The sequence below is a fragment of the Pseudomonas sp. B21-021 genome (assembly GCF_024749205.1).
Classification (GTDB): Bacteria; Pseudomonadota; Gammaproteobacteria; order Pseudomonadales; family Pseudomonadaceae; genus Aquipseudomonas; species Aquipseudomonas paraglycinae.
This window is the reverse complement of the sequence record NZ_CP087192.1, coordinates 1177750-1203670: the sequence shown is the minus strand read 5'-3', so window position 1 is coordinate 1203670 and position 25921 is coordinate 1177750. Positions and strand designations below refer to the sequence as shown.

22 protein-coding genes are annotated in these 25921 nt (G+C 61.7%); 8 read left to right on the top strand and 14 right to left on the bottom strand.

What is annotated here, in order from left to right; genetic code table 11:
- Positions 1–11: 11 nt before the first annotated feature.
- From LOY31_RS05200 to LOY31_RS05185, 4 genes are all read right to left on the bottom strand, one after another.
- Positions 12–479: a preQ0 transporter gene (locus LOY31_RS05200; RefSeq protein ID WP_007954619.1), complete on the bottom strand. Its 468-nt coding sequence runs from the start codon at positions 477–479 to the stop codon at positions 12–14.
- 64 nt (positions 480–543) lie between these two features.
- Positions 544–759 carry a DUF1289 domain-containing protein gene (locus LOY31_RS05195; RefSeq protein WP_007954618.1) on the bottom strand — a complete coding sequence of 72 codons (216 nt, stop codon included), beginning with the start codon at positions 757–759 and terminating at the stop codon, positions 544–546.
- Positions 756–1280, bottom strand: coding sequence for a gamma carbonic anhydrase family protein (locus tag LOY31_RS05190; RefSeq protein ID WP_007954617.1), 525 nt, complete (start codon positions 1278–1280; stop codon positions 756–758). Before LOY31_RS05190 ends, LOY31_RS05195 begins: the two co-directional genes overlap by 4 nt.
- Before the next feature lie 47 nt (positions 1281–1327).
- On the bottom strand, positions 1328–1927 hold the full coding sequence (locus LOY31_RS05185; RefSeq protein ID WP_085608172.1) for a CoA pyrophosphatase: 600 nt from the start codon (positions 1925–1927) through the stop codon (positions 1328–1330).
- A gap of 147 nt (positions 1928–2074) precedes the next feature.
- Between LOY31_RS05185 and LOY31_RS05180 the strand changes: the two genes are divergently transcribed.
- The 7 genes from LOY31_RS05180 (at position 2075) to nagE (ending at position 10738) form a co-directional block, all read left to right on the top strand.
- Complete coding sequence (locus tag LOY31_RS05180) at positions 2075–2626, top strand: NUDIX hydrolase (RefSeq protein ID WP_085608171.1); 552 nt, start codon at positions 2075–2077, stop codon at positions 2624–2626.
- Positions 2627–2728: 102 nt separating this feature from the next.
- On the top strand, positions 2729–3244 hold the full coding sequence (locus tag LOY31_RS05175) for a murein L,D-transpeptidase family protein (protein ID WP_007954614.1): 516 nt from the start codon (positions 2729–2731) through the stop codon (positions 3242–3244).
- Between the two features lie 331 nt (positions 3245–3575).
- A complete protein-coding gene (locus tag LOY31_RS05170; RefSeq protein WP_258712938.1) occupies positions 3576–4307 on the top strand; it encodes a GntR family transcriptional regulator in 732 nt (243 codons plus the stop codon).
- 30 nt (positions 4308–4337) lie between these two features.
- A complete protein-coding gene (gene nagA, locus LOY31_RS05165; protein WP_258712937.1) occupies positions 4338–5444 on the top strand; it encodes an N-acetylglucosamine-6-phosphate deacetylase in 1107 nt (368 codons plus the stop codon).
- Positions 5425–6447, top strand: a complete 1023-nt coding sequence (locus LOY31_RS05160) for an SIS domain-containing protein (RefSeq protein ID WP_139834502.1) — start codon at positions 5425–5427, stop codon at positions 6445–6447. The genes nagA and LOY31_RS05160 overlap by 20 nt, the downstream gene beginning before the upstream one ends.
- Before the next feature lie 35 nt (positions 6448–6482).
- Positions 6483–8996 carry a phosphoenolpyruvate--protein phosphotransferase gene (ptsP, locus tag LOY31_RS05155; RefSeq protein ID WP_258712936.1) on the top strand — a complete coding sequence of 838 codons (2514 nt, stop codon included), beginning with the start codon at positions 6483–6485 and terminating at the stop codon, positions 8994–8996.
- 23 nt (positions 8997–9019) lie between these two features.
- Positions 9020–10738 (top strand): N-acetylglucosamine-specific PTS transporter subunit IIBC, encoded by a 1719-nt coding sequence (nagE, locus tag LOY31_RS05150; RefSeq protein ID WP_258712935.1) that lies wholly within the window; start codon positions 9020–9022, stop codon positions 10736–10738.
- Between the two features lie 729 nt (positions 10739–11467).
- Here nagE and LOY31_RS05145 read toward each other — a convergent pair.
- Positions 11468–11779 (bottom strand): YqfO family protein, encoded by a 312-nt coding sequence (locus tag LOY31_RS05145; protein ID WP_258712934.1) that lies wholly within the window; start codon positions 11777–11779, stop codon positions 11468–11470.
- 5 nt (positions 11780–11784) lie between these two features.
- A complete protein-coding gene (gene purL, locus LOY31_RS05140) occupies positions 11785–15681 on the bottom strand; it encodes a phosphoribosylformylglycinamidine synthase (RefSeq protein ID WP_258712933.1) in 3897 nt (1298 codons plus the stop codon).
- A 285-nt stretch (positions 15682–15966) separates the two neighbouring features.
- On the opposite strand from purL, the gene mltF reads away from it, so the two are divergent.
- Positions 15967–17427, top strand: coding sequence for a membrane-bound lytic murein transglycosylase MltF (gene mltF, locus LOY31_RS05135; RefSeq protein WP_011332593.1), 1461 nt, complete (start codon positions 15967–15969; stop codon positions 17425–17427).
- Positions 17428–17480: 53 nt separating this feature from the next.
- Here mltF and pdxJ read toward each other — a convergent pair whose 3' ends face one another.
- The 8 genes from pdxJ to lptF form a co-directional block, all read right to left on the bottom strand.
- Complete coding sequence (pdxJ, locus tag LOY31_RS05130) at positions 17481–18224, bottom strand: pyridoxine 5'-phosphate synthase (protein ID WP_064382428.1); 744 nt, start codon at positions 18222–18224, stop codon at positions 17481–17483.
- A 47-nt stretch (positions 18225–18271) separates the two neighbouring features.
- Positions 18272–18961 (bottom strand): DNA repair protein RecO, encoded by a 690-nt coding sequence (recO, locus tag LOY31_RS05125; RefSeq protein WP_221535816.1) that lies wholly within the window; start codon positions 18959–18961, stop codon positions 18272–18274.
- A gap of 168 nt (positions 18962–19129) precedes the next feature.
- Positions 19130–20032, bottom strand: coding sequence for a GTPase Era (gene era, locus LOY31_RS05120; RefSeq protein WP_039769512.1), 903 nt, complete (start codon positions 20030–20032; stop codon positions 19130–19132).
- Positions 20025–20714 (bottom strand): ribonuclease III, encoded by a 690-nt coding sequence (gene rnc, locus LOY31_RS05115; protein WP_011332589.1) that lies wholly within the window; start codon positions 20712–20714, stop codon positions 20025–20027. Before rnc ends, era begins: the two co-directional genes overlap by 8 nt.
- Positions 20715–20896: 182 nt before the next feature.
- The gene (gene lepB / locus LOY31_RS05110) at positions 20897–21751 is read right to left on the bottom strand and encodes a signal peptidase I (RefSeq protein ID WP_007957367.1); all 855 of its coding nucleotides are present in this window, start codon (positions 21749–21751) and stop codon (positions 20897–20899) included.
- A gap of 9 nt (positions 21752–21760) precedes the next feature.
- The gene (gene lepA, locus LOY31_RS05105; RefSeq protein WP_085608162.1) at positions 21761–23557 is read right to left on the bottom strand and encodes a translation elongation factor 4; all 1797 of its coding nucleotides are present in this window, start codon (positions 23555–23557) and stop codon (positions 21761–21763) included.
- Between the two features lie 172 nt (positions 23558–23729).
- A complete protein-coding gene (gene lptG, locus LOY31_RS05100; protein ID WP_007957365.1) occupies positions 23730–24791 on the bottom strand; it encodes an LPS export ABC transporter permease LptG in 1062 nt (353 codons plus the stop codon).
- Positions 24784–25905, bottom strand: a complete 1122-nt coding sequence (lptF, locus tag LOY31_RS05095) for an LPS export ABC transporter permease LptF (RefSeq protein ID WP_007957364.1) — start codon at positions 25903–25905, stop codon at positions 24784–24786. The genes lptG and lptF overlap by 8 nt, the downstream gene beginning before the upstream one ends.
- Positions 25906–25921: the final 16 nt, after the last annotated feature.

Below are 25921 nucleotides of genomic sequence, written 5' to 3'. Positions count from 1 at the left end.
AGGGTTTGGCTTCAGCCGGCGACAGCCTGTTTGCGTTCGCGCCAGGCCATGATCAGCCAGACCGCAGTCACACCGGCGAACTTCGAGGCCAGCGCGGTGATGAGCACCGGCGGCGTCAGCAGGTCGATCATGCCGAAGAAGATGAAGGTATCGAGGGGAATGCTCAGCGCCGAGCTGATCCACAAGCGGTCGCGCAACGGGCGCTTGGTGATGGTGAACACCAGCCAGTCGATGCACTCGGAGACCGCGAATGCCGTGGCGCTGGCCAGTGCAATCGACGGATCGGACGTGACATAGGACAGCACCAGCGCCGCCAGCATCGCCACAATCGCGCCGTGGCCGAAGCGGATCTGCACCATGTCGCGCAGCACAAACACCAGCCCACCCCAGGCCGACCAGATGATGTCCAGGTGCGGCGCGGTGGAGAAGGCGAAGTTGATCAGCACGACGCTGCTGATGTAAGCGATGAGGAAAATCATGGGCATGACCTGTCAATTTGGCGCACAGGTTACTTCAGCCTTCCGATGACGCCAATCAAATCGGTTATTGCCCTGGCGTTTTGCCGATCATCCAGACCAGGCCACTGGCCTTCGCCCGCTCATGACAGAGCCCGAGGACAACCCGGCGTTCATCATTCGTCATCCGGCTCCAGCGAGTAATTTCCTCGACCGTGCGCTGGCAACCGGTGCAAATGTCGTCTTCGTCCAGCGCGCAAATGCTCACGCACGGCGAGGCGACGGGTCTTTCCGGGGTTGTCATTCTTCCTGCTCGACCAGATCGCGCGCATAGCGCTGAGAGTTATGCACATAGTGCGCAGCACTGGCTTCGAGCATCTTCTTCTGCGGCTCGGTCAGCTCACGCACCACCTTGCCCGGCGAACCCATCACCAGCGAACCGTCAGGAATTTCCTTACCTTCGCCGATCAGCGAATTGGCGCCGATGATGCAGTTCTTGCCGATCTTCGCGCCGTTGAGGATGACCGCATTGATGCCGATCAGGCTGTAGTCGCCGACCGTGCAGCCGTGGAGCATGGCGTTGTGGCCGATTGTCACGCCGGTGCCGATGGTCAGCGGATAGCCCATGTCGGTGTGCATCACGGTGCCGTCCTGGACGTTGCTGTTCTTGCCGATCAGGATCAGTTCGTTGTCGCCGCGCAACACGGCGTTGAACCAGACGTTGGCGCCCTCTTCCAGTTTGACTTTACCCACCAGCACGGCGTTGGGGGCGACCCAGCTCTGCGGATGGGTTTCGACACGGGCGTCGCCCAGGCGGTATTTCATCTTGTTTTCCTCAGGGCTCACGATGGCTGGCCATTCGAGCGATGGCTTCAGGTATTGATAAAGCTTTTGGGCGGCTGATGCAGGCTGATTTTGGCGTCATAGAGCAGGTTGATCAACTCGACAATCATGATTGCCGTCAGCCCCCAGATCTTGTATTCGCCGTAACGGTAGCTCGGCACGTACCAACTGCGACCCTGATAGTCGATGCGGTGGGTGTGTTCGCGCGGATCCTTGCGGAAGAACTCCAGCGGCACACTGAACACCGCAGCGATCTCGGCATCATTGGCCTGGTACTCGACAAAATCGGGAATCACCCCGACATACGGCGTGACCTTGATGCCATGCAGGGAAATCAGCGGACTGAGCGGACCGATCACTTCGACCAGTCCCGGCGGCAGGCCGATTTCTTCTTCGGCTTCACGCAGCGCGGTGAAAATCAGGTCCGGGTCTTCCGGATCCCGTCGTCCACCGGGGAAGGCGACTTCGCCGCCGTGGGTCGAGAGCCCGCTGGCGCGTAGGGTGAGGACAAGTTCGGGTTCGTCACTGCGAGTAATCGGCACCAGGACAGCGGCCTCGGGGAAACGCGTGTCGGTCTCCAGCGTGCGCGGCGTGTGATTGCTTACCCGGTGCAGTAGCTCGTCCAGCATAAGTGTTCTCGATCGGTGCCTTACCCTGCATCATGCACCAATCATTGCGACCGCCCAAGCCCCGAACAGGCGTCATGTCGCGAAACGACAACTTGCCGACTGACACCGCTGCACGCCAAGATAGGCGCAGCATTCAGGAACCCCAGCATGAAATTTTGCAGCCAGTGCGGCAACCCGGTGACCCAGCGCATTCCCGAAGGCGACTCGCGGCTGCGATTCGTCTGCGACAGCTGTCAGACGATTCACTACCAGAACCCCAATATCGTGGCCGGTTGCGTGCCGACCTGGGGCACCAAAGTCCTGCTGTGTCGCCGCGCCATCGAGCCACGCCTCGGTTACTGGACGCTGCCCGCCGGTTTCATGGAAAACGGCGAGACCATCGAGCAGGCCGCCATCCGCGAAACCGCCGAGGAAGCCTGCGCCCGGGTGCGCAACCTGAGCATCTACACCCTGATCGACGTGCCGCACATCAGTCAGGTGCATGTGTTTTTCCGCGCCGAGCTGGCGGATCTGGACTTCGCCGCCGGCCCTGAAAGCCTGGAAGTGCAACTGTTCGACGAAGCCGACATTCCCTGGGACGAGCTGGCTTTCCGCACGGTGGGCCGTACTTTGGAATGCTTCTTTGCAGACCGGCGCGTCGAGGTCTATCCGGTTCGCTCCGAATCGATTCCGCCGCTCGCTCAACCGGCCATCACTTGATTTCGACGGCAGCCGGCCGATAACCGGCTAACGCAGCCCGCGACAGCGCCTGCACACTATCTATAAATAAAGTATCTGCTTCATTTCTGGGGAATCGTTTCAATGCGCTGGTTGCTTGCCCTGTTCTGCCTGTCGTTCGTCACCGTCTCCCAAGCGTCATTCGTGACCACCGTGACGCCTTCGAACACCCCGCTCATCGAAAAAGTACTAGTGCTCAAATCGGCTCATCAACTGCAGTTGATCGCCGACGGCAAGCCACTCAAGAGCTATCGCATCTCCTTGGGCAAGGGCGCGAAAAAAGGCCCGAAGCTGATTGAAGGCGACAAACGCACACCGGAGGGTTTCTATTGGATCGACTGGCGCAAGACCAGCGACAAATTCAACCTGTCGATGCACATCTCTTACCCGAACATCAGCGACTCCGCCCGCGCCCGCCGCGAAGGCGTCGAGCCTGGCGGCATGATCATGATCCACGGCACGCCGGACTCCGAGGACAACCCGGAACAACTGTTCCACACCCTGGACTGGACCGACGGCTGCATCGCCATGCGCAACGTCGACATGCGCGAAGTCTGGAACCTGGTGCCGGACGGCACGATGATCGAAATCCGCCCCTGATTCTGTCATCCAGGGAGCACGCTCCCGAGGGGCCGCAAAGCGGCCCTTTCCCCCGACCATTGGTCGCTCGCAAAAAATAAATCAAAAAGATCGCAGCCTGCGGCAACGTCTGAACGGTGATACCACTTTCACCCGCCAGAACTGCCGCAGACTGCGATCTTTTGCTTTCCAGAGCCCACCGCTAATACCACTTGAAACCACCCTCTCTCAAACACCCGATTCCAAAGGACTACAGGCCTTTCCGCTGCGTTGACATGGTATTCAAGTGGTATTAGTTTTCGCCGAAATAGCGAGCGACAACAAACCAATATCAGCTCCGGAAGTGCCTTGCATGAACGATCTCCACGCCCTGCGCCCTGACGACTCCCAGCCGACGCCGCTGTACCTGCAACTGGCGCGCAACCTGGAAGCGGCGATCCATGCCGGCCAGTGGAAAGCCGAACAGGCGATGCCCTCGGAGCGCAATCTCAGCGAAATGCTGGGGATTTCCCGGGTCACCGCCCGCAAGGCGCTGGAAGTCCTGCTCGATCAAGGCTTGATCCGCCGCCTGCAAGGTTCCGGCACCTTCATCACCCCACGCCTTGAACAACCGCTGTCGCGCCTGTCGGGGTTCAGCGAAATGCTGCGCCTCAAGGGCTTCGTACCCAGCTCGCAATGGCTGGAGCGGGAAATCACCCTGCCCACCCACGAAGAACTGATCCGCCTCGGCCTGTCGCCGAACGACAAGGTCGCGCGCATGAAACGCCTGCGCAAAGCCGACGACACCGTGATGGCCATCGAGATGAGCACCCTGCCCGCCTCGATCATGCCCAAGCCACAGGTGGTGGGCGATTCCCTCTACGAACACCTCGACAGCATCGGCAAACCGATCGTGCGCGCCTTGCAGCACATCCAGGCAATCAACGCCTCGGACGAGTTCGCCGCGCTGGTCAGCATCGCCCCCGGCACCGCGATGTTGCTGATGACCCGGGTCGGCTACCTGGAAGACAACACGCCGATCGAAGTCACCGACACCTATTGCCGCAACGACTACTACGACTTTGTTGCAGAGCTTCGCCGCTGATCAGCAGCCAGGCCAAACGAGAGAAGCGAAATGTCTGAAGACAACATCCTCACCGCTGACGGCTGGATTCGCGGCCGGCTGATCCACGAACACGGCAGAGTCGTGTCGATCGAAGGCGTGCCTTGCGATCCGGCGACCAATGACTTGCCGTATCTGCTGCCGGGTTTCATCGACCTGCACGTCCACGGCGGTGGCGGCAAGGACATCATGGAAGGCGCCAGCGCGTTCGAAACCATCACCAAGACCCACGTGCGCTTTGGCACCACCTCGCTGCTGGCCACCACCATGACCGCGCCGAGTGCCGAGATTGCCAGCGTGCTCAAGGAGGTCGGCGAGTTCTGCGAACAGCGTCCGAAAGGCGCCGCCCGGGTACTCGGCGTTCACCTCGAAGGCCCGTACATCAACCCGGGCAAACTCGGCGCCCAACCGAACTTCGCCCACACCGCGTTGATGGCGGAAGTCGAAGACTATCTGGCACTCGCGCCAATCCGGGTGATCACCATCGCCCCGGAAATCGCCGGCCATGACGGTTTGATTCGTGAACTCAGCAGCCGTGGCATCCGCATGCAGATCGGTCACACCCTCGGCAGTTACGAGGAAGGCGTCGCCGCCCTCGAAGCCGGCGCCACCAGCTTCACGCATTTGTACAACGCCATGAGCCCGCTGCATCACCGGGAACCGGGCATCGTCGGTGCAGCACTGGCCCACGCAAAATTCGCCGAACTGATTCCGGATTTGCTGCACGTACACCCCGGCGCGATCCGCGTCGCCCTGCGCTCGATTCCATGCCTGTACTGCGTCACCGATTCCACCGCCGCCGCCGGCATGCCCGATGGCGAGTACAAGCTCGGCAGCCACACCGTCACCAAATGCCTGGGCGGCGTGCGCCTGCCCGACGGCACCCTGGCGGGCAGCACCCTGACCATGGATCAGGCCCTGCGCAATCTGGTGAAGATCGGTCTGCCGATCGCCGAGGCCTCGCAACGTCTTTCGCAATTCCCCGCCGACTACCTCGGCATCACCGAACGCGGGCGCCTGCAACCCGGCGTCTGGGCCGACTGCGTGCGGCTGGATCGCTCACTCACACTGACCGCCGTCATGGTCGAAGGAGAAGACATTGACTTCAAAAATGCTTGAGGAGGCGCTGTCCTCGTTCGAGGCCGTGCAAGCCCAACTGCAACAGCTCGACCCGCAAATGATCGAGATCGCCGGGCGCCTGCGCCGTCAGCCGCCGCAAGTGGCGATGACCGTTGCCCGTGGCAGCTCCGACCATGCGGCGAGCTACTTCGCCTACCTGACCATGCAGCAACTTGGCGTACCGGTGGCGTCGTTGCCGATGTCGGTGGTGACCATGCAACAGGCGCCGTTGAAGGTCAGCGGTCAGGTCGCGTTCGCCTTCTCGCAGTCAGGCCAGAGCCCGGATCTGGTCAACAGCCTGCGCCTGCTGCGCAAACGCGGCGCCCTCAGCGTGTCGATGGTCAACGCCGCCGATTCGCCGCTGGAAGCTGCCTGTGAATTCAGCCTGCCGTTGCTGGCCGGCACCGAAAGCAGTGTCGCCGCGACCAAGAGTTTCATCGCCACCCTCAGCGCCAGCGCTCGTCTGATCGCCCACTGGAAAGAAGACAGCGAATTGCTGGAGGCGCACAACGCCCTGCCCGAGGGCCTGCGCGAAGCCGCGCAACAGGACTGGAGCCTGGCCATCGACGCCCTGCGCGATTGCGAGCGGTTGATGGTGATCGGCCGTGGCGCCGGTTTCGCCATTGCCCAGGAAGCCGCACTGAAATTCAAGGAGACCTCGGCGATCCAGGCCGAAGCCTTCAGCAGCGCCGAAGTCCGTCACGGCCCGATGGCCTTGATCGACGAACATTACCCGTTGCTGGTGTTCGCCCCGCGCGGTGCCGAACAGGCCGGTCTGCTGAGCCTGGCGGCCGAGATGCGCCAGCGCGGCGCCCGCGTGCTGCTGGCCGCCCCGGATGACGTGAGCGAACGTGACCTGACCTTGAGCCGCGCGGAGCATCCGGCGCTCGACCCGATCCTGGCGATCCAGAGTTTCTACGTGATGGCGGCCGGTCTGGCCGTGGCCCGTGGCATGGACCCGGATCAGCCGCGACACCTGAGCAAAGTCACCCGTACGCACTGAGTCCGAACCGAACGTTTTCCTGATGAGACCGAGCCATGCACAACAACAATAAAGAGCTGACTTTAAGCGCCCCGCTCAGCGGCCCGGTGCTCACGCTCGCCAAAGTTCCGGACGCGGTGTTCGCCAGCGGCGCGATGGGCGACGGCATTGCCATCGATCCGCTGAACGACACCCTGTATTCGCCCTGCGCCGGCGTGGTGATCCACGTCGCCCGCACCGGCCATGCACTGACCGTGCGCGCCGACAACGGCGCCGAGCTGTTGCTGCACCTTGGTCTGGACACGGTGGAGTTGCAGGGCGAAGGCTTCTCGATGCTGGTCAAGGAAGGCGCGCGGGTCAGCAATGGCCAGCCGCTGCTGCGCTATGACCTGGACAAGGTCGGCCGCCAGTGCAAAAGCCTGGTCAGCCTGCTGATCCTGACCAACAGCCAGGATTTCCAGGCGCGCCCCATCACCCTGAAAACGGTGAAGGTGGGCGAGCCGCTGCTGCACATCGTCGCTCGTCACAGCGCAGCGGCGAACACAGAAGAACTCGGCGGCCCGGAAGTTCACGGTCACGTGCAGGTCGCCCATCGCGGCGGTCTGCATGCGCGCCCGGCGGCGTTGATCCGTCAGACCGCGCAAGGTTTCAAAAGCCAGTCGCAGCTGCATTTCGCCGGCAAGTCGGCACCGTGCAACAGCCTCATCGGTTTGATGGGCCTGGCGATTGGCGAGCAGGACGAAGTGCAGGTCACTTGCCAGGGCCCGGACGCACAGGCGGCGTTGCAAGCCTTGCTCACCGCACTGGCCACCGCCCTGGCCGAAGATCATCACGCCGCCGCACCGGTTGCCGCTACCCCACGCAATCGCCCGGCCGAGGCTGGCGTGTTGCACGGTGTGTGCGCCGCACCGGGTTTGGTCGGCGGACCGCTGTTTCGTTTGAACGCGATCAGCCTGCCAGCGGACAGTGGCAATCATCAGCCCGAGCAACAATTGCAGATCCTCGACATCGCGCTGAACCAGGTTCGCAGCGAAATCGACGGCACCCTCGCCCAAGCGAAAAAACACCGCAATGCCGACGAAGAAGCGATCTTCGCCGCGCACCTGGCCTTGCTGGAAGACCCGGCCCTGCTCGATGCCGCCCAGCAATCGATTGAAACCGGCACCGCAGCGACCCACGCCTGGAGCCAGTCCATCGACGCGCAATGCGAGGTTTTGCAAAACACCGGCAGCCCGCTGCTGGCCGAACGCGCCAACGATCTGCGCGACCTCAAGCAACGGGTGCTGCGCGCCCTGCTCGGCGAAGCCTGGCATTACGAAGTGCCGGCTGGCGCCATCGTCGCCGCCCACGAACTGACGCCGTCGGACCTGCTGCAACTCAGCGCGCAAGGCGTCGCCGGCTTGTGCATGGCCGAAGGTGGCGCGACTTCCCACGTGGCGATTCTGGCCCGGGGCAAAGGCCTGCCGTGCATGGTCGCACTGGGTTCTGCACTGCTCGATCAAGCACAAGGCCAACCGGTGGTCCTCGACGCCGACGGCGGTCGCCTCGAACTGACGCCAAATGCCGAGCGTCTGACCGAAGTCCGCCAGGCACAGATCGACCGCCAACAACGGCGCGATGCCCAGCAAGCCCAGGCCTATCTGCCGGCGGAAACCCGCAACAGCGTGGCCATCGAAGTGGTCGCCAACGTCGCTTCCAGCCACGAAGCGGCGGATGCATTTGCCAACGGCGCCGACGGCGTCGGCCTGTTGCGCACCGAGTTTCTGTTCGTTGAGCGCCATACTGCGCCGGACGTCGAAGAGCAGCGCATTGCCTATCAAGCCGTGATCGATGCCATGGGCGACAAGTCGGTAATCATCCGCACCATCGACGTCGGCGGCGACAAACAACTCGACTACCTGCCGCTACCGGTCGAGGCCAACCCGGTGCTCGGCCTGCGCGGTATTCGCCTGGCCCAGGCCCGCCCGGAAATCCTCGATCAGCAACTGCGTGCGCTGCTGCAAGTCAGCCCGTTGCAGCGCTGCCGGATCCTGCTGCCGATGGTCACCGAAGTCGACGAACTGATGCACATCCGCCAGCGGGTCGATGCGCTGTGCCTGGAACTGGGCATCAATCAACGTCCGGAAATCGGCGTGATGATCGAAGTCCCGGCCGCCGCGTTGCAGGCCGAACAATTGGCTGAACACGCGGACTTCCTGTCCATCGGCACCAACGACCTGTCGCAATACACCCTGGCCATGGACCGCGACCACGCAGGCCTCGCCGCGCGGGTAGATGCCTTGCACCCGGCGCTGCTGCGCCTGATCGCCATGACCTGCGAAGGCGCGGCGGTGCATAAACGCTGGGTCGGCGTGTGCGGCGCCCTGGCTTCCGATCCGCTGGCGACGCCGGTGTTGATCGGCCTGGGCGTGACCGAACTGTCGGTGAGCCCGGTACAGATCGGCGAAATCAAGGACCGCGTGCGCCAGCTGCACGAAGCCGAATGCCAACGCCTCGCCCGGGACTTGCTCAAGCTGAGCAGCGCCGCCGCGGTGCGTCATGCCTGTCATCAACATTGGCCTCTGCGCTAACAAAAACAACAAGGACAAACGCCATGTACCAACTCTTCATCGAAGGCCTGCAACGCCTCGGCCGGGCACTGATGCTGCCGATCGCGATCCTGCCGATCGCCGGCCTGTTGCTGCGCCTGGGCGACACCGACCTGCTGAACATCGCGATCATCCACGACGCTGGCCAGGTGATCTTCGCCAACCTGGCGATGATCTTCGCCATCGGCATCGCGGTCGGCTTCGCCCGTGACAACAACGGCACCGCCGGCCTCGCCGGAGTGATCGGTTACCTGGTGATGATCTCCACCCTCAAGGTGCTCGATGCGAGCATCAACATGGGCATGCTCGCCGGGATCGTCAGCGGCCTGATGGCCGGCGCGCTGTACAACCGCTTCAAGGACATCAAGCTGCCGGAGTATCTGGCATTCTTCGGCGGCCGGCGTTTCGTGCCCATCGTCACCGGTTTCAGTGCGGTCGGCCTGGGCGTGCTGTTCGGCTACATCTGGCCGCCGATCCAGCACGGCATCAACAGCTTCGGCACCCTGCTGATGGAAAGCGGCAGTTTCGGCGCCTTCGTCTTCGGCGTGTTCAACCGCCTGCTGATCGTCACCGGCCTGCACCACATCCTCAACAACATGGCGTGGTTCGTGTTCGGCAACTTCACCGACCCGACCACCGGCGCACTGGTCACGGGTGACCTGTCCCGATACTTCGCCGGCGACCCGAAAGGCGGCCAGTTCATGACCGGCATGTTCCCGGTCATGATCTTCGGCCTCCCCGCCGCCTGCCTGGCGATGTACCGCAACGCCCTGCCGGAACGACGCAAAGTCATGGGCGGGATCTTCCTGTCGATGGCCCTGACCGCCTTCCTCACCGGCGTCACCGAACCCATCGAATTCGCCTTCATGTTCCTCGCACCGCTGCTGTTCCTGCTGCATGCGCTGCTGACCGGGTTGTCGATGGCAATCACCAACGCACTGAACATCCACCTGGGCTTCACCTTCTCCGGCGGTTTCATCGATATGGTGCTGGGTTGGGGACGCTCCACCAACGGCTGGCTGGTGGTACCGGTTGGCCTCGCGTATGCCGTCATCTACTACGCGGTGTTCGATTTCTGCATCCGCCGCTTCAACCTGAAAACCCCGGGGCGCGAAGACGTCGCCACCGCCGACAAAGCGGTCCTGACCGAAAACGAACGCGCCAGCGCTTACATCAAGGCACTCGGCGGCGCGGAAAATCTGGTCACCGTCGGCGCATGCACTACGCGGCTGCGACTGGAAATGGTCGATCGCAACAAAGCGTCGGATGCTGATTTGAAAGCGCTGGGCGCAATGGCTGTTGTGCGTCCGGGCAAGGGCGGCAGTCTGCAGGTGGTCGTCGGGCCGATGGCCGACAGCATTGCCGACGAAATCCGCCTGGCGATGCCCGCATTGGGCCGAGCCGCAGCGACTACTGCTCCTGTCGCCGTCGTCGAAACCAGCGAGCCCGTCGCAGTCTCCACACCCCAGGCCCAACAGTGGCTGACCGCCCTGGGCGGCAGCGACAACGTGCTGCAACTCGACTGCATCGCCATGAGCCGGATTCGCCTGCAACTGGCCGATGGCAAAGCGCTGTCGGAAAGCCGGTTGAAAGAGCTTGGATGTCTGGGTGTGAGCGCGCTGGAAGATGGCGTGTGGCATCTGTTGGTGGGCGAGCGGGCGCAGAGTTTGAGTGCGGCGCTGGAGGGGTTGGTCAATCGGAGTGAGGTGAGTGCAAAAGTCTGATGGTTGCCATCAAGTTTTGACTTGAAGCGATTACAAACAGGAAACCCGGCCTAGGCCGGGTTTCCTGTTCCATTTGAAGCAACCACCGCAGGACCGGAGCTTCCGAGGGGCAACCTGAAACCTAATGGGAAGATTCGGTAAATCCCACACATCTTTAAACATTCGAAAATGGAACGCGGAGCGTCCCGGGCTGCATTCCCACGCGGAGCGTGGGAACGATCAAGCAGTACGCAGTTGCCTTCTGCTTTCTGCTTTCTGCTTTCTGCTTTCTGCTTTCTGCTTTCTGCTTTCTGCTTTCTGCTTTCTGCTTCCCACCTCTCGCTTCCCACCACTCAACACGATGAGCGTTAGCTCGAGTAAAGCTTTTGATCTTTTGGCCCCATCGGAAGGCTGAGTGGAGGGATTTATCCGGGGGTGGGAGCGCAGCGACCGTGCGGCGCAGCCGCATGCATCGAGAGGAGGTGCAGCGAAGCAAACCGTAGGCGATGCCCCCGGATGAATCCCGGAACGAAGGAACACCGAGCCACAGCGAGGTGCCGAACGCCGGGGCCCAGCGTTTTTGGTTACTTTTTTGGCGTTTGAAAAAAGTGACTCGCCGTAAGGGCGAAACCCTAAGAAGCCGTTACCGCAGCAACGGATATTCACTCAATCCCACCCCCAAACCCCAAAAACCAAAAAACCCGCTGAAATCACTCTCAGCGGGTTTCCCGTTTCAGCAGCCAAGGAAGATCAAAAATCCTCCAACCGCCACACTTCATAAGCCGGCGTCTCGTAGGGATGGCTCAACTTAAGAGCCGCCACTACCGAGCGAATCAACTCATCGCCAACAACAAGCTCAACCTTCCACTCCTCGACCCGCTCAACCCGCCCCGCCTCACCAATGAACGGCTGACTCCCATCCAAAGGCCGAAACTGACCAGATCCAAGCACCTGCCAAGCACAGTGGTCATAGTCACCGATCCGCCCACCTCCAGCAGCGAACACAGCCCCTTTGACCACCTCGACATGACTGTCAGGAACAAAAAACGCCAGCTTGTACACAGGCCTTAGTTCACCCAAACGCGAGCATTACGGAACATACGCATCCAAGGTGCGTCTTCGTTCCAGTCCTCCGAACGCCACGAGTTCTGCACGGCACGGAACACACGCTCCGGGTGCGGCATCATGATCGTCACGCGACCGTCGCGGCTGGTGAGACCGGTGATCCCGCGCGGCGAACCGTTCGGGTTGGCCGGATAGGCTTCAGTGACCTTGCCATGGTTGTCGACGAAACGCATCGCCACGCAACCGGACAGATCGGCTTCCAGCAGTGCTTCTTCGCTGGAGAACTCGGCATGGCCTTCACCGTGAGCGATGGCGATCGGCATCCGCGAACCGGCCATGCCCTGCAGGAAGATCGAGTTCGACTCCTGAACCTGAACCATCGCCACACGCGCTTCGAACTGCTCGGAGCGGTTGCGCACGAAGTGCGGCCAGAACTCGCTGCCCGGGATCAGCTCGTGCAGGTTGGACATCATCTGGCAACCGTTGCACACGCCGAGGGTGAAGCTGTCGTTACGTTCGAAGAAGCCCTGGAACGCATCGCGGGCACGGCTGTTGAACAGTGCGGACTTGGCCCAGCCTTCACCGGCGCCGAGAACGTCGCCGTAGGAGAAACCACCGCAGGCCACCAGACCTTTGAACTCGTTCAGGTCGACACGGCCGGCCAGAATGTCGCTCATGTGCACGTCGATCGCGTTGAAACCGGCGCGGTCGAACGCCGCCGCCATTTCCACCTGACCGTTGACGCCCTGCTCACGCAGCACGGCAACCTGTGGGCGAATGCCTTTCTTGATGTAAGGCGCGGCGATGTCCTGGTTGACGTCGTAGCTCAGCTTGACGCTCAGGCCCGGGTTGTCTTCTTCCAGCAGCGCATCGAACTCTTGCTCGGCGCAGTCGGCGTTGTCGCGCAGACGCTGGATCTGGTAGCTGGTCTCGGCCCACTGACGTTGCAGCAGACGACGCTGGCCTTCGAACACGGTGTCACCGTTGAAGGTGATGTTGATCTGGCCATTGTTGATCGGCTGACCGATCACCGACACACAGTCGCCCAGACCGGCAGCGCTGAATTGCGCGAGGATGTCCGGGGTGGCGTCCTGGCGAACCTGGATCACGGCACCCAGTTCTTCGTTGAACAGGATGGCGGCGATTTCAGCGGAGCTTTCGGCAACGCTGTCCAGGTTCAGGCTCAGACCGCAGTGGCCGGCGAAAGCCATTTCCACCACGGAGGTCAGCAGACCACCGTCGGAACGGTCGTGGTAAGCCAGCAGGTGACCGTCGGCGTTGAGGCCCTGGATCACTGCGAAGAACGCTTTCAGGTCTTCGGCGTCGTCGACGTCCGGAGCCTGCTTGCCGAGCTTGCCGTGAACCTGCGCGAGGATCGAGGCGCCCATGCGGTTCTGGCCGCGACCGAGGTCGATCAGGATCAGGTCGGTGGTGCCCTTGTCCATGCGCAGTTCCGGGGTCAGGGTCTGACGGATGTCAGCCACTGGCGCGAAACCGGTCACGATCAGGGACATTGGCGAGGTGACAGTCTTGTCTTCGCCGTTGTCGTTCCAGCGGGTGGCCATGGACATCGAGTCCTTGCCGACCGGAATGGTGATGCCCAGCTCAGGGCACAGTTCCATGCCGACCGCTTTCACGGTGTCGTAGAGACGCGCGTCTTCGCCCGGGTGGCCGGCAGCGGACATCCAGTTCGCCGACAGTTTGATGTCGGAGAGCTTGTTGATGCGCGAGGCGGCAATGTTGGTCAGGGTTTCGCCGATGGCCATGCGGCCCGACGCCGGAGCGTCCAGCAGCGCCAGCGGAGTGCGCTCGCCCATCGCCATCGCTTCACCGGTGTAAACGTCGAAACTGGTGGCGGTGACGGCAACATCGGCCACCGGAACCTGCCATGGGCCGACCATCTGGTCACGGGCCACGAGGCCGGTGATGGTGCGGTCGCCGATGGTGATCAGGAAGCTTTTGCTCGCCACGGCCGGGTGGTGCAGGACGCGTTCGATGCTTTCGCCGATGTCGAGGTTCGACGGATCGAAGTCATCGCCCAGCTCGGCTTCGCGAACCACCGAACGGTGCATGCGCGGGGCCTTGCCCAGCAACACTTCAAGTGGCATGTCCACCGGGTTGTTGCCGAAGTGGCTGTCGGTCACGGTCAGTTGCGGCTCGGCGGTGGCTTCGCCGACAACGGCAAACGGGCAACGCTCACGTTCGCAGATCGCCTTGAAGCGCTCGAAGTCGGCCGGGCCGACCGCCAGAACATAACGTTCCTGGGATTCGTTGGACCAGATTTCGTGCGGGGCCATGCCCGGCTCGTCGTTTGGAATGTTGCGCAGTTCGAAACGGCCACCGCGGTCGCCGTCGTTGACCAGTTCCGGGAAGGCGTTGGACAGACCGCCCGCGCCCACGTCGTGGATGAAGCTGATCGGGTTCTTGTCGCCCAGCTGCCAGCATCGGTCGATAACTTCCTGGCAGCGACGTTCCATTTCAGGGTTTTCACGCTGAACCGAAGCGAAGTCCAGATCCGCCGAGCTAGTGCCGGTGGCCATGGAGGAAGCAGCGCCGCCGCCCAGACCGATCAACATCGCCGGGCCGCCGAGGACGATCAGCTTGGAGCCGACCAGAATCTCGCCTTTCTTGACGTGTTCTTCACGGATGTTGCCCATGCCGCCAGCGAGCATGATCGGCTTGTGGTAACCGCGAACTTCGTCACCGTGCGGGGTGGTGATCGATTGTTCGAAGGTACGGAAGTAGCCGGTCAGGGCCGGACGGCCAAATTCGTTGTTGAACGCAGCGCCGCCCAGCGGGCCTTCGATCATGATGTCCAGCGCGGTGACGATGCGCTCGGGCTTGCCGTACGGCACTTCCCACGGCTGTTCGAAGCCCGGGATCTGCAGGTTCGATACGGTGAAACCGGTCAGGCCGGCCTTCGGTTTGGCACCACGACCGGTTGCACCTTCGTCGCGGATCTCGCCGCCGGAGCCGGTGGACGCGCCCGGGAACGGAGCGATCGCGGTCGGGTGGTTGTGGGTTTCGACCTTCATCAGGATGTGCACCGGCTCCTGCACCGCGCCGTACTGGCGGGTTTCCGGATCCGGGAAGAAGCGGCCGGCGACGTTGCCGACGATCACCGAAGCGTTGTCCTTGTAAGCGGATAGCACGCCTTCGCTGTGCATCTGATAGGTGTTCTTGATCATGCCGAACAGGCTTTTTTCCTGGCTCTCGCCGTCAATATCCCAACTGGCGTTGAAGATCTTGTGGCGGCAGTGCTCGGAGTTGGCCTGGGCGAACATCATCAGTTCGATGTCGTGCGGGTTGCGCTTGAGACCGTTGAAGGCGTTGACCAGGTAATCGATCTCGTCTTCGGCCAGGGCCAGGCCCAGTTCGACGTTGGCCTTCTCCAGCGCGGCGCGACCGCCGCCGAGGATGTCGATGGCGGTCAGCGGCTTCGGTTCGGCGTGGCTGAACAGACCGGCGGCCTGCTCGAGGTTGGCCAGAACGATCTGGGTCATGCGGTCATGCAGTACGTCTGCAATCTGCTGCGCTTCGATTTCGCTGAACTGGCCGGCGACGTAGAACGCGATGCCGCGCTCCAGGCGCTGGATCTTGCTCAGGCCGCAGTTGCGGGCGATGTCGCTGGCCTTGCTCGACCATGGCGAGATGGTGCCGAAACGCGGCAACACCAGGAACAGACGACCGGTCGGCTCTTGAACCGGAACGCTTGGACCGTACTTCAGAAGGCGCGCAAGCACCTGCTGTTCGTCGCCGGTCAGGACGCCGGTGACTTCGGCGAAGTGAGCGAATTCAGCATACAAGCCACTGACAGCCGGAACCTTCTGGCTCAGTTGCTCAAGGAGTTTGCTGTGGCGAAAGGCAGAAAGGGCAGGAGCGCCGCGCAGGATCAACATCTTCGGGACAGCCTCGGGAAGGGGTGTGCTTTGAGGCCGTGCATTCTAGCCTAAACCGCCCTCAACATCACCCGAAACGCTACGCACGGTTGCACCCGGATGTCGAGTGGTGTTCCTGCCTTGAGGGTCAAATTTATGGAGTGTTGGAGCGCGGGTTATTTTTTCTGTCACAAAATGCCTTTCGGGCCCATTCCTGCGGGGTTTCGAGCGGTTTTGTGATCCCTAGCAGACAACCCCGCAACTGTCGAGATATGGCGCCCGTTGTCCTTTGCGTATACTGCGCACATGTTTTCCCCAACGGCTTTGCGTCCGCGGTACGCCAAATGGCTGATCGCTACCGGACTCTTCCTGATGCTCAGTGGCTGTGTTGATAAACCCAACACACTCGAGCGCGTAAAGGAGGATGGCGTGCTGCGGGTGGTCACCCGAAACAGCCCCGCCACCTACTTTCAGGATCGCAGCGGTGAAACCGGCTTCGAATACGAGCTGGTGAAGCGCTTCGCCGACGATTTGGGGGTCGAGCTGAAGATCGAAACCGCCGACAACCTCGACGATCTGTTCAACCAGGTCGGCAAGCCGAACGGCCCGGTACTGGCGGCCGCCGGTCTGGTCAGCAGCGAACAGCGCAAGAAACAGGTGCGCTTCTCCCGCTCCTACCTCGAAGTCACCCCGCAGATCATCTATCGCAACGGCCAATCTCGTCCTACCGACGCCGGCGATCTGGTGGGCAAGAAGATCATGGTGCTCAAGGGCAGCACCCACGCCGAACAACTGGCGGAGCTGAAACAGAAATATCCTGGCATTCAATACGAAGAGTCCGACGCCGTTGAAGTGGTCGACCTGCTGCGCATGGTCGATGAAGGTCAGATCGACCTGACCCTGGTCGATTCCAACGAAGTGGCGATGAACCAGGTGTACTTCACCAACATCCGCGTGGCCTTCGACCTCGGTGACGCGCGCAGCCAGAGCTGGGCCGTGGCCGCTGGCGAAGACAACAGCCTGCTCAACGAGATCAACAGCTATCTGGACAAGGTGCAGAAGAACGGCACCCTGCAACGTCTGAAGGACCGTTATTACGGCCACGTCGACGTCCTCGGCTACATGGGCGCCACCACCTTCGCCCAGCATTTGCAGCAGCGGCTGCCCAAATACGAACAGCACTTCAAGGCCTACGCCAAGAAAGAGAAAGTCGACTGGCGCCTGCTGGCGGCGATCGGTTATCAGGAATCGCTGTGGCAACCGGCGGTCACCTCGAAGACCGGCGTGCGCGGGCTGATGATGCTGACCCAGAACACCGCTCAGGCCATGGGCGTTTCCAACCGTCTCGATCCGAAGCAGAGCATCATGGGCGGCGCCAAGTACCTGGCCTACATGAAGGATCAGCTCGACGAGTCGATCCAGGAACCGGATCGCACCTGGTTTGCCCTGGCGGCCTACAACGTCGGCAGCGGTCATCTGGATGACGCGCGCAAACTGGCGGCCAAGGAAGGGTTGAACCCGGACAAGTGGCTGGATGTGAAAAAGATCCTGCCGCGCCTGTCGCAGAAACAGTGGTACAGCAAGACCCGTTATGGCTACGCCCGCGGCGGCGAACCGGTGCATTTCGTGGCGAACATCCGTCGCTACTACGACATCCTGACGTGGGTGACCCAGCCGCAGCTTGAAGGCGATCAAGTGGCAGAGGGCAATCTGCATGTGCCGGGGATCGACAAGTCGAAACCGGCTCAAGAGCCCGCCCCGCTTTAACCCATCCCCAAAACAACTGTGGGAGCAAACTTGCTCCCACAGGATGTTGAAACTTAGTGTTTGGCAGCCGCCAGAATCAACGCCTTCATCTCCGACACCGCCGACTTGAAGCCAACGAACAACGCGTGCGCCACCAGCGCATGGCCGATGTTCAGCTCGTTGATGCCCTTGATCGCGGCAACCGCCTCGACGTTGTGATAGTGCAGGCCATGGCCGGCATTGACGATCAGCCCCTGGGCCAGACCGAAGGCCACGCCGTCCGCCACACGCTTGAGCTCTTCCGCCACTTCGGTCGGCGTTTCGGCATCGGCATAACGCCCGGTGTGCAGTTCGATGGCCGGTGCGCCGACGCGCTTCGACGCAGCGATCTGCCGCTCGTCGGCGTCGATGAACAGCGATACCTCGCTGCCGATCTTCGACAGACGCTCGACCGCCGCCCTGATCCGCTCTTCCTGCCCCGCCACATCCAGACCGCCTTCGGTGGTCAGCTCCTGACGGGTTTCCGGCACCAGGCAGATGTGCGCCGGACGAATGCGCTCGGCGAACGCCATCATTTCTTCGGTGACGCCCATTTCGAAGTTCATGCGGGTTTGCAGCACATCCTTGAGCAACAGCACGTCGCGCTCCTGAATGTGCCGGCGGTCTTCGCGCAGATGCACGGTGATGCCGTCGGCGCCCGCCTCTTCCGCGTCCAGCGCAGCTTTGACCGGATCCGGATAGCGCGTGCCACGGGCCTGACGCAGGGTGGCGACGTGGTCGATGTTCACGCCGAGAAGAATGCGATTGCTGGTGGTCACGGATGCGCTCCTGAATGGAAAGATTCGGCGCACAGCATACGGTGAGATCAGGGCTTGCGAAACAGCTCGCGACTGACGAGGGGACGGCCGCCAAGATGGACTGCAAGTGCCTGACGCATCAGGCGCTTGGCGGCGGACAGAGCGCCGGGGGCCGACCAGTCGGCTTCGGCCATGGCCAATAGTTCGGTGCCGTTGAACAGACCGGGCTGCAGCAGATAGACCCGCTCGAGTCCGGCATCCACCTGCAAGCGGTAGAGACCGTCCGCAGCGATAAGCTCGTCATTGATGTCGGTGTTCAGGGAGAAGCCGTAACCGAGGTCGTCGAGCAGCCGCCATTCGAAAGAACGCAGCAACGGTTCCAGCGGCCGGCCTTCGGCCAATGCGAGCAAGGTCGCGGCGTAATGATCAAACACCGCAGGATGCGGATCTTCGGCGGGCAACAGGCGAATCAGCAATTCATTGAGATACAGGCCGCTGAACAGCGCCTCGCCGACCATCCAGGTCGCGTTGCCGACGCTTTCCATTCGCCCGACATTCTTCAACTCACCCTTGCCGCGAAACTCCACTTCCAGCGGCACGAATGGCCGCGCCAACGTCCCGGCCTTGCCCCGCGCACTGCGCAACACCGCCCGCAGTCGACCTTGCGGCGTGAGGAAATCCACCAATGCGCTGGTTTCGCGGTAGGCGCGGGAGTGCAGGACGTAGGCGGGTTGGGCGGGAGGTGGGCTTTGCGACATTGAGTTCTCGATGACGAAACGCAGTTTTACACACACCCCAAAACTACTGTGGGAGCGGGCTTGCTCGCGAAAGCGGTGAGTCAGTCAAAGTATATGTCGACTGATCCGGCGCATTCGCGAGCAAGCCCGCTCCCACAGGGGGTTCTCTGGTGTAGCAGAAAACCGATGTTACAGGTCGCCGTAACCCAGCGAACGCAGCGCACGCTCGTCATCGGACCAGCCGCCCTTCACCTTGACCCACAGGTTGAGCATGATCTTGGAGTCGAACAGCAGCTCCATGTCCTTGCGCGCCTCGGTGCCAATGCGCTTGATGCGCTCGCCCTTGTCGCCAATGATGATTTTCTTCTGGCCGTCACGCTCGACGAGGATCAGCGCATGGATGTGCAGCGTCGCACCCTGCTGCTTGAACTCTTCGATTTCCACGGTGATCTGGTACGGCAGCTCGGCGCCGAGCTGGCGCATAATCTTCTCGCGCACCAGTTCGGCGGCGAGGAAGCGGCTGCTGCGGTCGGTGATCTGGTCTTCCGGGAAGAAGTGATCGTTCTCCGGCAGATGGTCGGCAATGACCTTTTCCAGCGCATCGAGGTTGTGCCCGTGTTGCGCCGAGATCGGAATGATCTGTGCATTCGGCAGCTGTTCCTGCAACCACGACAGGTGCGGCATCAGCTCGGCCTTGTCTTCGATGCGGTCGGTCTTGTTCAGCGCAACGATCAGCGGGCCCGTCACGTACTGCACGCGCTCCAGCACCATCTGGTCTTCTTCGGTCCACTTGGTGCGGTCGACCACGAAGATCACCACGTCGACGTCTTTCAACGCGGCCGAAGCAGTCTTGTTCATGTAGCGGTTCAGGGCCTTTTCGCCACCCTTGTGCATACCGGGGGTGTCGACGTAGATCGCCTGCACGTCGCCCTCGGTCTTGATCCCGAGCATGTTGTGGCGAGTGGTCTGCGGCTTGCGCGAGGTGATCGCGAGCTTCTGGCCGAGGATGTGGTTCAGCAGCGTGGACTTGCCCACGTTGGGACGGCCGACGATGGCAACATAGCCACAGCGCGTTGCGTTTGTATCAGTCATTGCCATTCTCCACACCCAGGGCAATCAGTGCTGCGGCGGCCGCTACCTGTTCGGCAATACGACGGCTCACACCCTGACCCCGGCTTTTTTCATTCAATAGGACAACTTCGCACTCGACGAAGAAGGTACGGCAGTGCGGCTCACCCTGGATATCCACCACTTCATAACGCGGCAGTTCGCAGCCGCGCGATTGCAGGAATTCCTGCAGGCGGGTCTTCGGATCCTTGTTGGTGTCGACCAGCGTCAGACCTTCGAACTCGCCGGCCAGCCAGGCCAGTACGCGCTCGCGGGCGACTTCCATGCCGGCGTCGAGGTAGATCGCACCGATCAGCGCTTCAAGGGCGTCGGCCAGAATCGATTCGCGACGGAAACCGCCACTCTTCAACTCGCCGGAGCCCAGACGCAGGTAATCGCCCAGATCGAAACCGCGGGCCAGTACCGCCAGCGTCTCACCTTTTACCAGCCGCGCGCGCAAACGCGACAACTGGCCTTCGCGAGCCAGCGGGAAACGGTCGAACAGGGCTTCGCCGGCAACAAAGTTGAGGATCGCATCGCCGAGGAATTCCAGACGCTCGTTGTTGCGTCCGGCAAAGCTGCGGTGCGTGAGGGCCAGGACCATCAGTTCCTGGTCCTTGAAGGTGTAACCGAGCTGACGCTCGAGACGGCTTAGAGAAACGCTCACGGTTTACCCACGCTGAGTTCGTGGCTGGATTCCACTGCCATCGCCGGGATACGGCGCAGGCCTGGGACAATTAACGCTGTGTTCAAAAATGACGTCCTGAATATCGTGGCTTCATGCCCCGGAGCCGGTTGTGCCGACGCCAGAAATGCATTCGGCGCTGTGGTCAACAGCGCCGTGTTTGTTTACTTGATCAGGCCGACCCGCGAGAAGTTCGGCAGGTGGCTGAGTTTCGGTTCCGGCCAGCTCATCCAGACCGCGAAGGCCTTGCCGACGATGTTCTGGTCGGGAACCATGCCCAGCAGATCCTTGGGAATGTTCGGATCATCCCAGTAGCGACTGTCGTTCGAGTTGTCGCGGTTGTCGCCCATCATGAAGTAGTGCCCGGCCGGCACGGTCCAGGTATGGTCCGGCGTGGCGCGGTAGCGGCTCATTTCCTTGCGGATCAGGTGCTCGGCGACACCGAGTTTTTCCTTGTAGAGTTCCGCGCTGCCCAGCGTACCCGGCTCGGAGCCGACCAGTTGCTCGGCGATCGACTCGCCATTGACGAACAGGCGTTTGTCGGCGGTGTACCGCACGGTGTCGCCCGGCAGGCCGACCACACGCTTGATGTAGTTGACGTTCGGGTCGCTCGGGTAGCGGAACACCATCACATCACCGCGCTGCGGGTCACCGACTTCGATGATCTTCTTGTCGATCACCGGCAAACGGATCCCGTAGGAAAACTTGTTCACCAAAATGAAGTCGCCAACGTCCAGGGTCGGTTTCATCGAGCCGGACGGAATCTGGAACGGTTCCACCAGGAACGAACGCAGCACCAGCACGATGAACAGCACCGGGAAGAACGACTTGCCGTACTCGACCAGCAGCGGTTCCTTGTTCAGCTTCTCGACCACCACCCCATCAGGCTGGCTGACGCTGCCCTGATAGGAGGCGATGGCGGCACGCCGACGCGGTGCCAGGATCAACAGATCGAGCAACGCCAACAGACCGCAGACGAACACGGCAATGACCAGCAACAGCGGGAAATTTAGTGACATAGGACCTGACTATTCCAACCTGAGCACGGCGAGGAAGGCTTCTTGTGGAATTTCCACGTTGCCGACCTGTTTCATGCGTTTCTTACCGGCCTTCTGCTTCTCAAGCAGTTTTTTCTTACGGCTGACGTCGCCGCCGTAGCACTTGGCCAATACGTTCTTTCTGAGTGCCTTGACGGTTGTCCGGGCGACGATCTGACCGCCAATGGCAGCCTGGATGGCCACGTCGAACATCTGACGAGGAATCAGTTCTTTCATCTTCTCGGTCAACTGGCGACCTTTGAAGTGCGAATTGTCACGGTGCACGATCAGCGCCAGAGCGTCGACCTTGTCGCCGTTGATCAGCACGTCCAGTTTCACCAGATTAGCCGATTGGTAACGATCGAAATGGTAGTCCAGCGAAGCATAGCCGCGGCTGGTGGATTTCAGACGATCGAAGAAGTCCAGGACCACTTCGTTCATCGGCAGGTCGTAGGTCACTTGCACCTGATTGCCGAGGAACAGCATGTCGACCTGCACACCGCGTTTCTCGATGCACAGGGTGATGACGTTGCCCAGGTGTTCCTGCGGTACCAGGATGTTGGCGCGCACGATCGGCTCGCGCATGTCTTCGATTGCAGACACGTCCGGCAGCTTCGACGGGTTGTCGACGTAAATCGTTTCACCGGTTTTCAGCACCAGTTCGAAGATTACCGTCGGCGCCGTGGTGATCAGGTCCAGGTCGTACTCGCGCTCCAGGCGCTCCTGGATGATCTCCATGTGCAGCATGCCGAGGAAGCCGCAACGGAAGCCGAAGCCCAGTGCGTCGGAGCTTTCAGGGGTGTACTGCAGCGACGAGTCGTTCAGGGTCAGTTTCTGCAGCGCTTCGCGGAAGTCCTCGAAGTCGTCGGAGCTGACCGGGAACAGACCGGCGTAAACCTGTGGCTGGATGCGTTTGAAACCTGGCAGCACCGGAACGTCCGGAGTGGAGCTCAGGGTCAGGGTGTCACCGACCGGCGCCCCGTGAATGTCCTTGATGCTGGCAATGATGAAGCCCACTTCGCCGGCTTTCAGGTCAGCGGTGGCGGTGTGTTTCGGGTTGAACACACCAACGCTGTCGACCAGATGCACCTTGCCGGTGGACTTGACGAGGATCTTGTCGCCCTTCTTCACGCGGCCGTGACGCACGCGCACCAGGGAAACAACGCCCAGGTAGTTGTCGAACCAGGAGTCGATGATCAACGCTTGCAGCGGATCTTCGATGTTGCCGGTCGGCGCAGGAATGGTAGCGACCAGACGCTCCAGCACTTCGTCGACACCCAGGCCGGTCTTGGCGCTGCAGGTGACGGCGTCGGTGGCGTCGATGCCGATGATCTTCTCGATCTCGTCCTTTACGCGGTCAGGCTCGGCCTGTGGCAGGTCGATCTTGTTCAGGACCGGCATGACCTCAAGGCCCTGCTCGATGGCGGTGTAGCAGTTGGCCACGGACTGGGCCTCAACGCCCTGACCCGCATCGACCACCAGCAACGCACCTTCACAGGCCGCCAGGGAACGGCTGACTTCGTAGGTGAAGTCGACGTGCCCTGGGGTGTCAATGAAGTTCAGCTGGTAGGTGACGCCGTCTTTGGCCTTGTAATAGAGGGTAACGCTGTGGGCCTTGATGGTGATCCCGCGTTCGCGCTCCAGATCCATGGAATCCAGTACCTGGGCTTCCATTTCACGCTCGGCCAGGCCACCGCACATCTGGATGAAACGGTCAGCCAGCGTCGACTTGCCATGGTCAATGTGGGCGATGATGGAGAAATTGCGGATATGACTCAAATCACTCACGGATCAACACTCAAAAAGGCTGCAGGCTTGGCCCGCCGAAAAATAGCCGAGAATTGTACCTGATACACGGCGCAAGCGTCACGTTCGCCTGTCACCCGGATTGCATGCAAAAACGCCCCGGTCTGGCGACCGAGGCGTTTTCAAGGCTAAAGCGTAGGTGAAACCTTGCTCATCAACCGGCTCGACGCAACAGCCAGACACCCGCCAGCGCACACACGCCAGCCGGCACCAGCACCGCGAACAGCGGCGAGAAGCCGAACACCAGACTGGACGGACCCAGCAGATCCTGAACGATGCGGAAGGTGAAGCCCACCAGCACACCGGTGAACACCCGCTGACCGAGGGTCACCGAACGCAGCGGACCGAAGATGAAGGAGATCGCCATCAGCACCAGCGCGGCGGTCACCAACGGCTGCAACACCTTGACCCAAAATGCCAGCCAGTAACGACCGTTGCTCAGGCCCTGATCGGCCAGATAGTGGATGTAACCCCACAGGCCGGTGATCGACAGCGATTCCGGCGCCATCACCACGGTGCTCAGCAATTGCGGGCTCAGCGAGACATCCCAGCGCTCGACCGGCGTATTGACCACTTCAGTGCTGCGCTCGTGGAATTTGGTGGTGGTCACGTCGGTCAGCTGCCAGTGATCGGTGTCGAACTCGGCGCGCTTGGCGAAGCTCGAGCTCAGCAGATGACGCTCTTTGTCGAAGTGATAACGGGTCACGCCATACAGGCGACCGTTGGGCTGCACGGAGTTGATGTGAATGAACTCCTCGCCCTGACGGTGCCACATGCCGTGCTTGGCGCTTTGCGCGTCGCCGCTGCCTTGCGCCAGCGAACGATTGGCCTGGGCCATGCTTTCGGTGGCCGGTGCCACGTACTCGCCGATCAGCACGCCGGCCAGCATCAGCACCAGCATCGGCTTCATCACCGCCCAGACGATGCGCCCGATGGACACACCGGCAGCGCGCATGACGGTCAGCTCACTGCTGCTCGCCAGACTGCCGAGGCCGATCAGGCAGCCGATCAGCGCCGCCATCGGCAGCATGTCGTACATGCGGCGCGGTGCGGTCAGGAGCACGAAACTCAGGACATCGACCAGGGTGTAGGTGTCACTGACGTCGCCCATCTCGTCGATGAACGCAAACAAGGTTGCCAGGCCGAGAATGATCGCCAGCACTGCGATGATCGCCATGAACACGCTGCTGCCGATGTAGCGGTCGAGTTTAACCACGGGCCACCTCCAGCGCTGCGCTGCGACGGCTGGCCAGCTTCAGGCGCAGAGGTTCCCAGTACAACAGGCCGAGACCGATGACCAGGAAGATCGCGTGCACCCACCACAAACCGAGCGCCGGTGGAATCTTGCCTTTCTCGAGGGCACCGCGGGCGGCAATCAGGATGGTCAGGTAAGCCATATAAAGAAGAATCGCCGGCAGCAGCTTGAGGAAACGCCCCTGACGCGGGTTGACCCGCGACAGCGGCACCGCCATCAGGGTCACGATGAATACCAGCAACGGCAGCGAGAGGCGCCATTGCAGTTCGGTTTTCGAGCGAATGTCGTCGCTCCCCACCAGAGACGAGGTCGGCATGGCGTCACGGTCGGTAACTTCCTCGCTGACATCCGGCTTGGGCAGCAGCACGCCGTAGGTTTCGTAGTGGATGGCGCGATAGTTGGCCTGACCCGGGCTGCCGTCGTAGCGGTAGCCGTTGTCGAGGATCAGGTAGCGGTTGCCGTCGGGACGCACTTCCTGACGGCCCTTTTCCGCCACCAGCACGGAAATCCCGCGATCTTTCTGGTTGGCGCCGAGGTTCTTCTGCGAGATGAACACGCTGCCAAGGTTGACCCGATCGTCGCTCAGGGTTTCGGTGTAGGTCACCCGCGTACCGTCGCGCAGGGCCTGGAAGCGGCCGGGCTCGAGGGTGTCGAATTCGGTCAGGGCGTCCTGCTTGTTCAGCAGCAGCTGGAACTGGTTGGCGCCTTGCGGGGCCAGGCTCAGGCTCAGCCACGCCACCACCAGTGCCACCAGAGTGGCCGGGAACAGGGTCATGCGAAACAGACGCTGCTGGCTCATGCCGGTGGCCGAGAGCACGGTCATCTCGCTTTCCAGGTACAACCGGCCGTACGCCAGCAGGATCCCGAGAAACAGGCCCAGCGGCAGGATCAGTTGCAGGAAGCCCGGCAGACGGAAGCCCATGATCAGGAACAGCGATCCCGGATCGAGCTGGCCCGCGGCGGCCTGGGCAAGGTATTTGATGAAGCGACCGCTCATGATGATGACCAGCAGCACGGCGCTTACCGCACTCAGGGTCAACAGGACTTCGCGGGACAGATAACGGAAGACGATCAAACCAGACACTCCAGGG

Coding starts and splice junctions, on each gene's coding strand:
- LOY31_RS05170 (WP_258712938.1), top strand. CDS start 3,576: ATGAACGATCTCCACGCCCTGCGCCCTGACGACTCCCAGCCGACGCCG.
- LOY31_RS05175 (WP_007954614.1), top strand. CDS start 2,729: ATGCGCTGGTTGCTTGCCCTGTTCTGCCTGTCGTTCGTCACCGTCTCC.
- mltF (WP_011332593.1), top strand. CDS start 15,967: ATGTTTTCCCCAACGGCTTTGCGTCCGCGGTACGCCAAATGGCTGATC.
- recO (WP_221535816.1), bottom strand. CDS start 18,961: ATGTCGCAAAGCCCACCTCCCGCCCAACCCGCCTACGTCCTGCACTCC.
- LOY31_RS05195 (WP_007954618.1), bottom strand. CDS start 759: ATGACAACCCCGGAAAGACCCGTCGCCTCGCCGTGCGTGAGCATTTGC.
- purL (WP_258712933.1), bottom strand. CDS start 15,681: ATGTTGATCCTGCGCGGCGCTCCTGCCCTTTCTGCCTTTCGCCACAGC.
- nagE (WP_258712935.1), top strand. CDS start 9,020: ATGTACCAACTCTTCATCGAAGGCCTGCAACGCCTCGGCCGGGCACTG.
- ptsP (WP_258712936.1), top strand. CDS start 6,483: ATGCACAACAACAATAAAGAGCTGACTTTAAGCGCCCCGCTCAGCGGC.
- LOY31_RS05185 (WP_085608172.1), bottom strand. CDS start 1,927: ATGCTGGACGAGCTACTGCACCGGGTAAGCAATCACACGCCGCGCACG.
- LOY31_RS05200 (WP_007954619.1), bottom strand. CDS start 479: ATGATTTTCCTCATCGCTTACATCAGCAGCGTCGTGCTGATCAACTTC.
- lepB (WP_007957367.1), bottom strand. CDS start 21,751: ATGTCACTAAATTTCCCGCTGTTGCTGGTCATTGCCGTGTTCGTCTGC.
- LOY31_RS05190 (WP_007954617.1), bottom strand. CDS start 1,280: ATGAAATACCGCCTGGGCGACGCCCGTGTCGAAACCCATCCGCAGAGC.
- era (WP_039769512.1), bottom strand. CDS start 20,032: ATGACTGATACAAACGCAACGCGCTGTGGCTATGTTGCCATCGTCGGC.
- nagA (WP_258712937.1), top strand. CDS start 4,338: ATGTCTGAAGACAACATCCTCACCGCTGACGGCTGGATTCGCGGCCGG.
- LOY31_RS05180 (WP_085608171.1), top strand. CDS start 2,075: ATGAAATTTTGCAGCCAGTGCGGCAACCCGGTGACCCAGCGCATTCCC.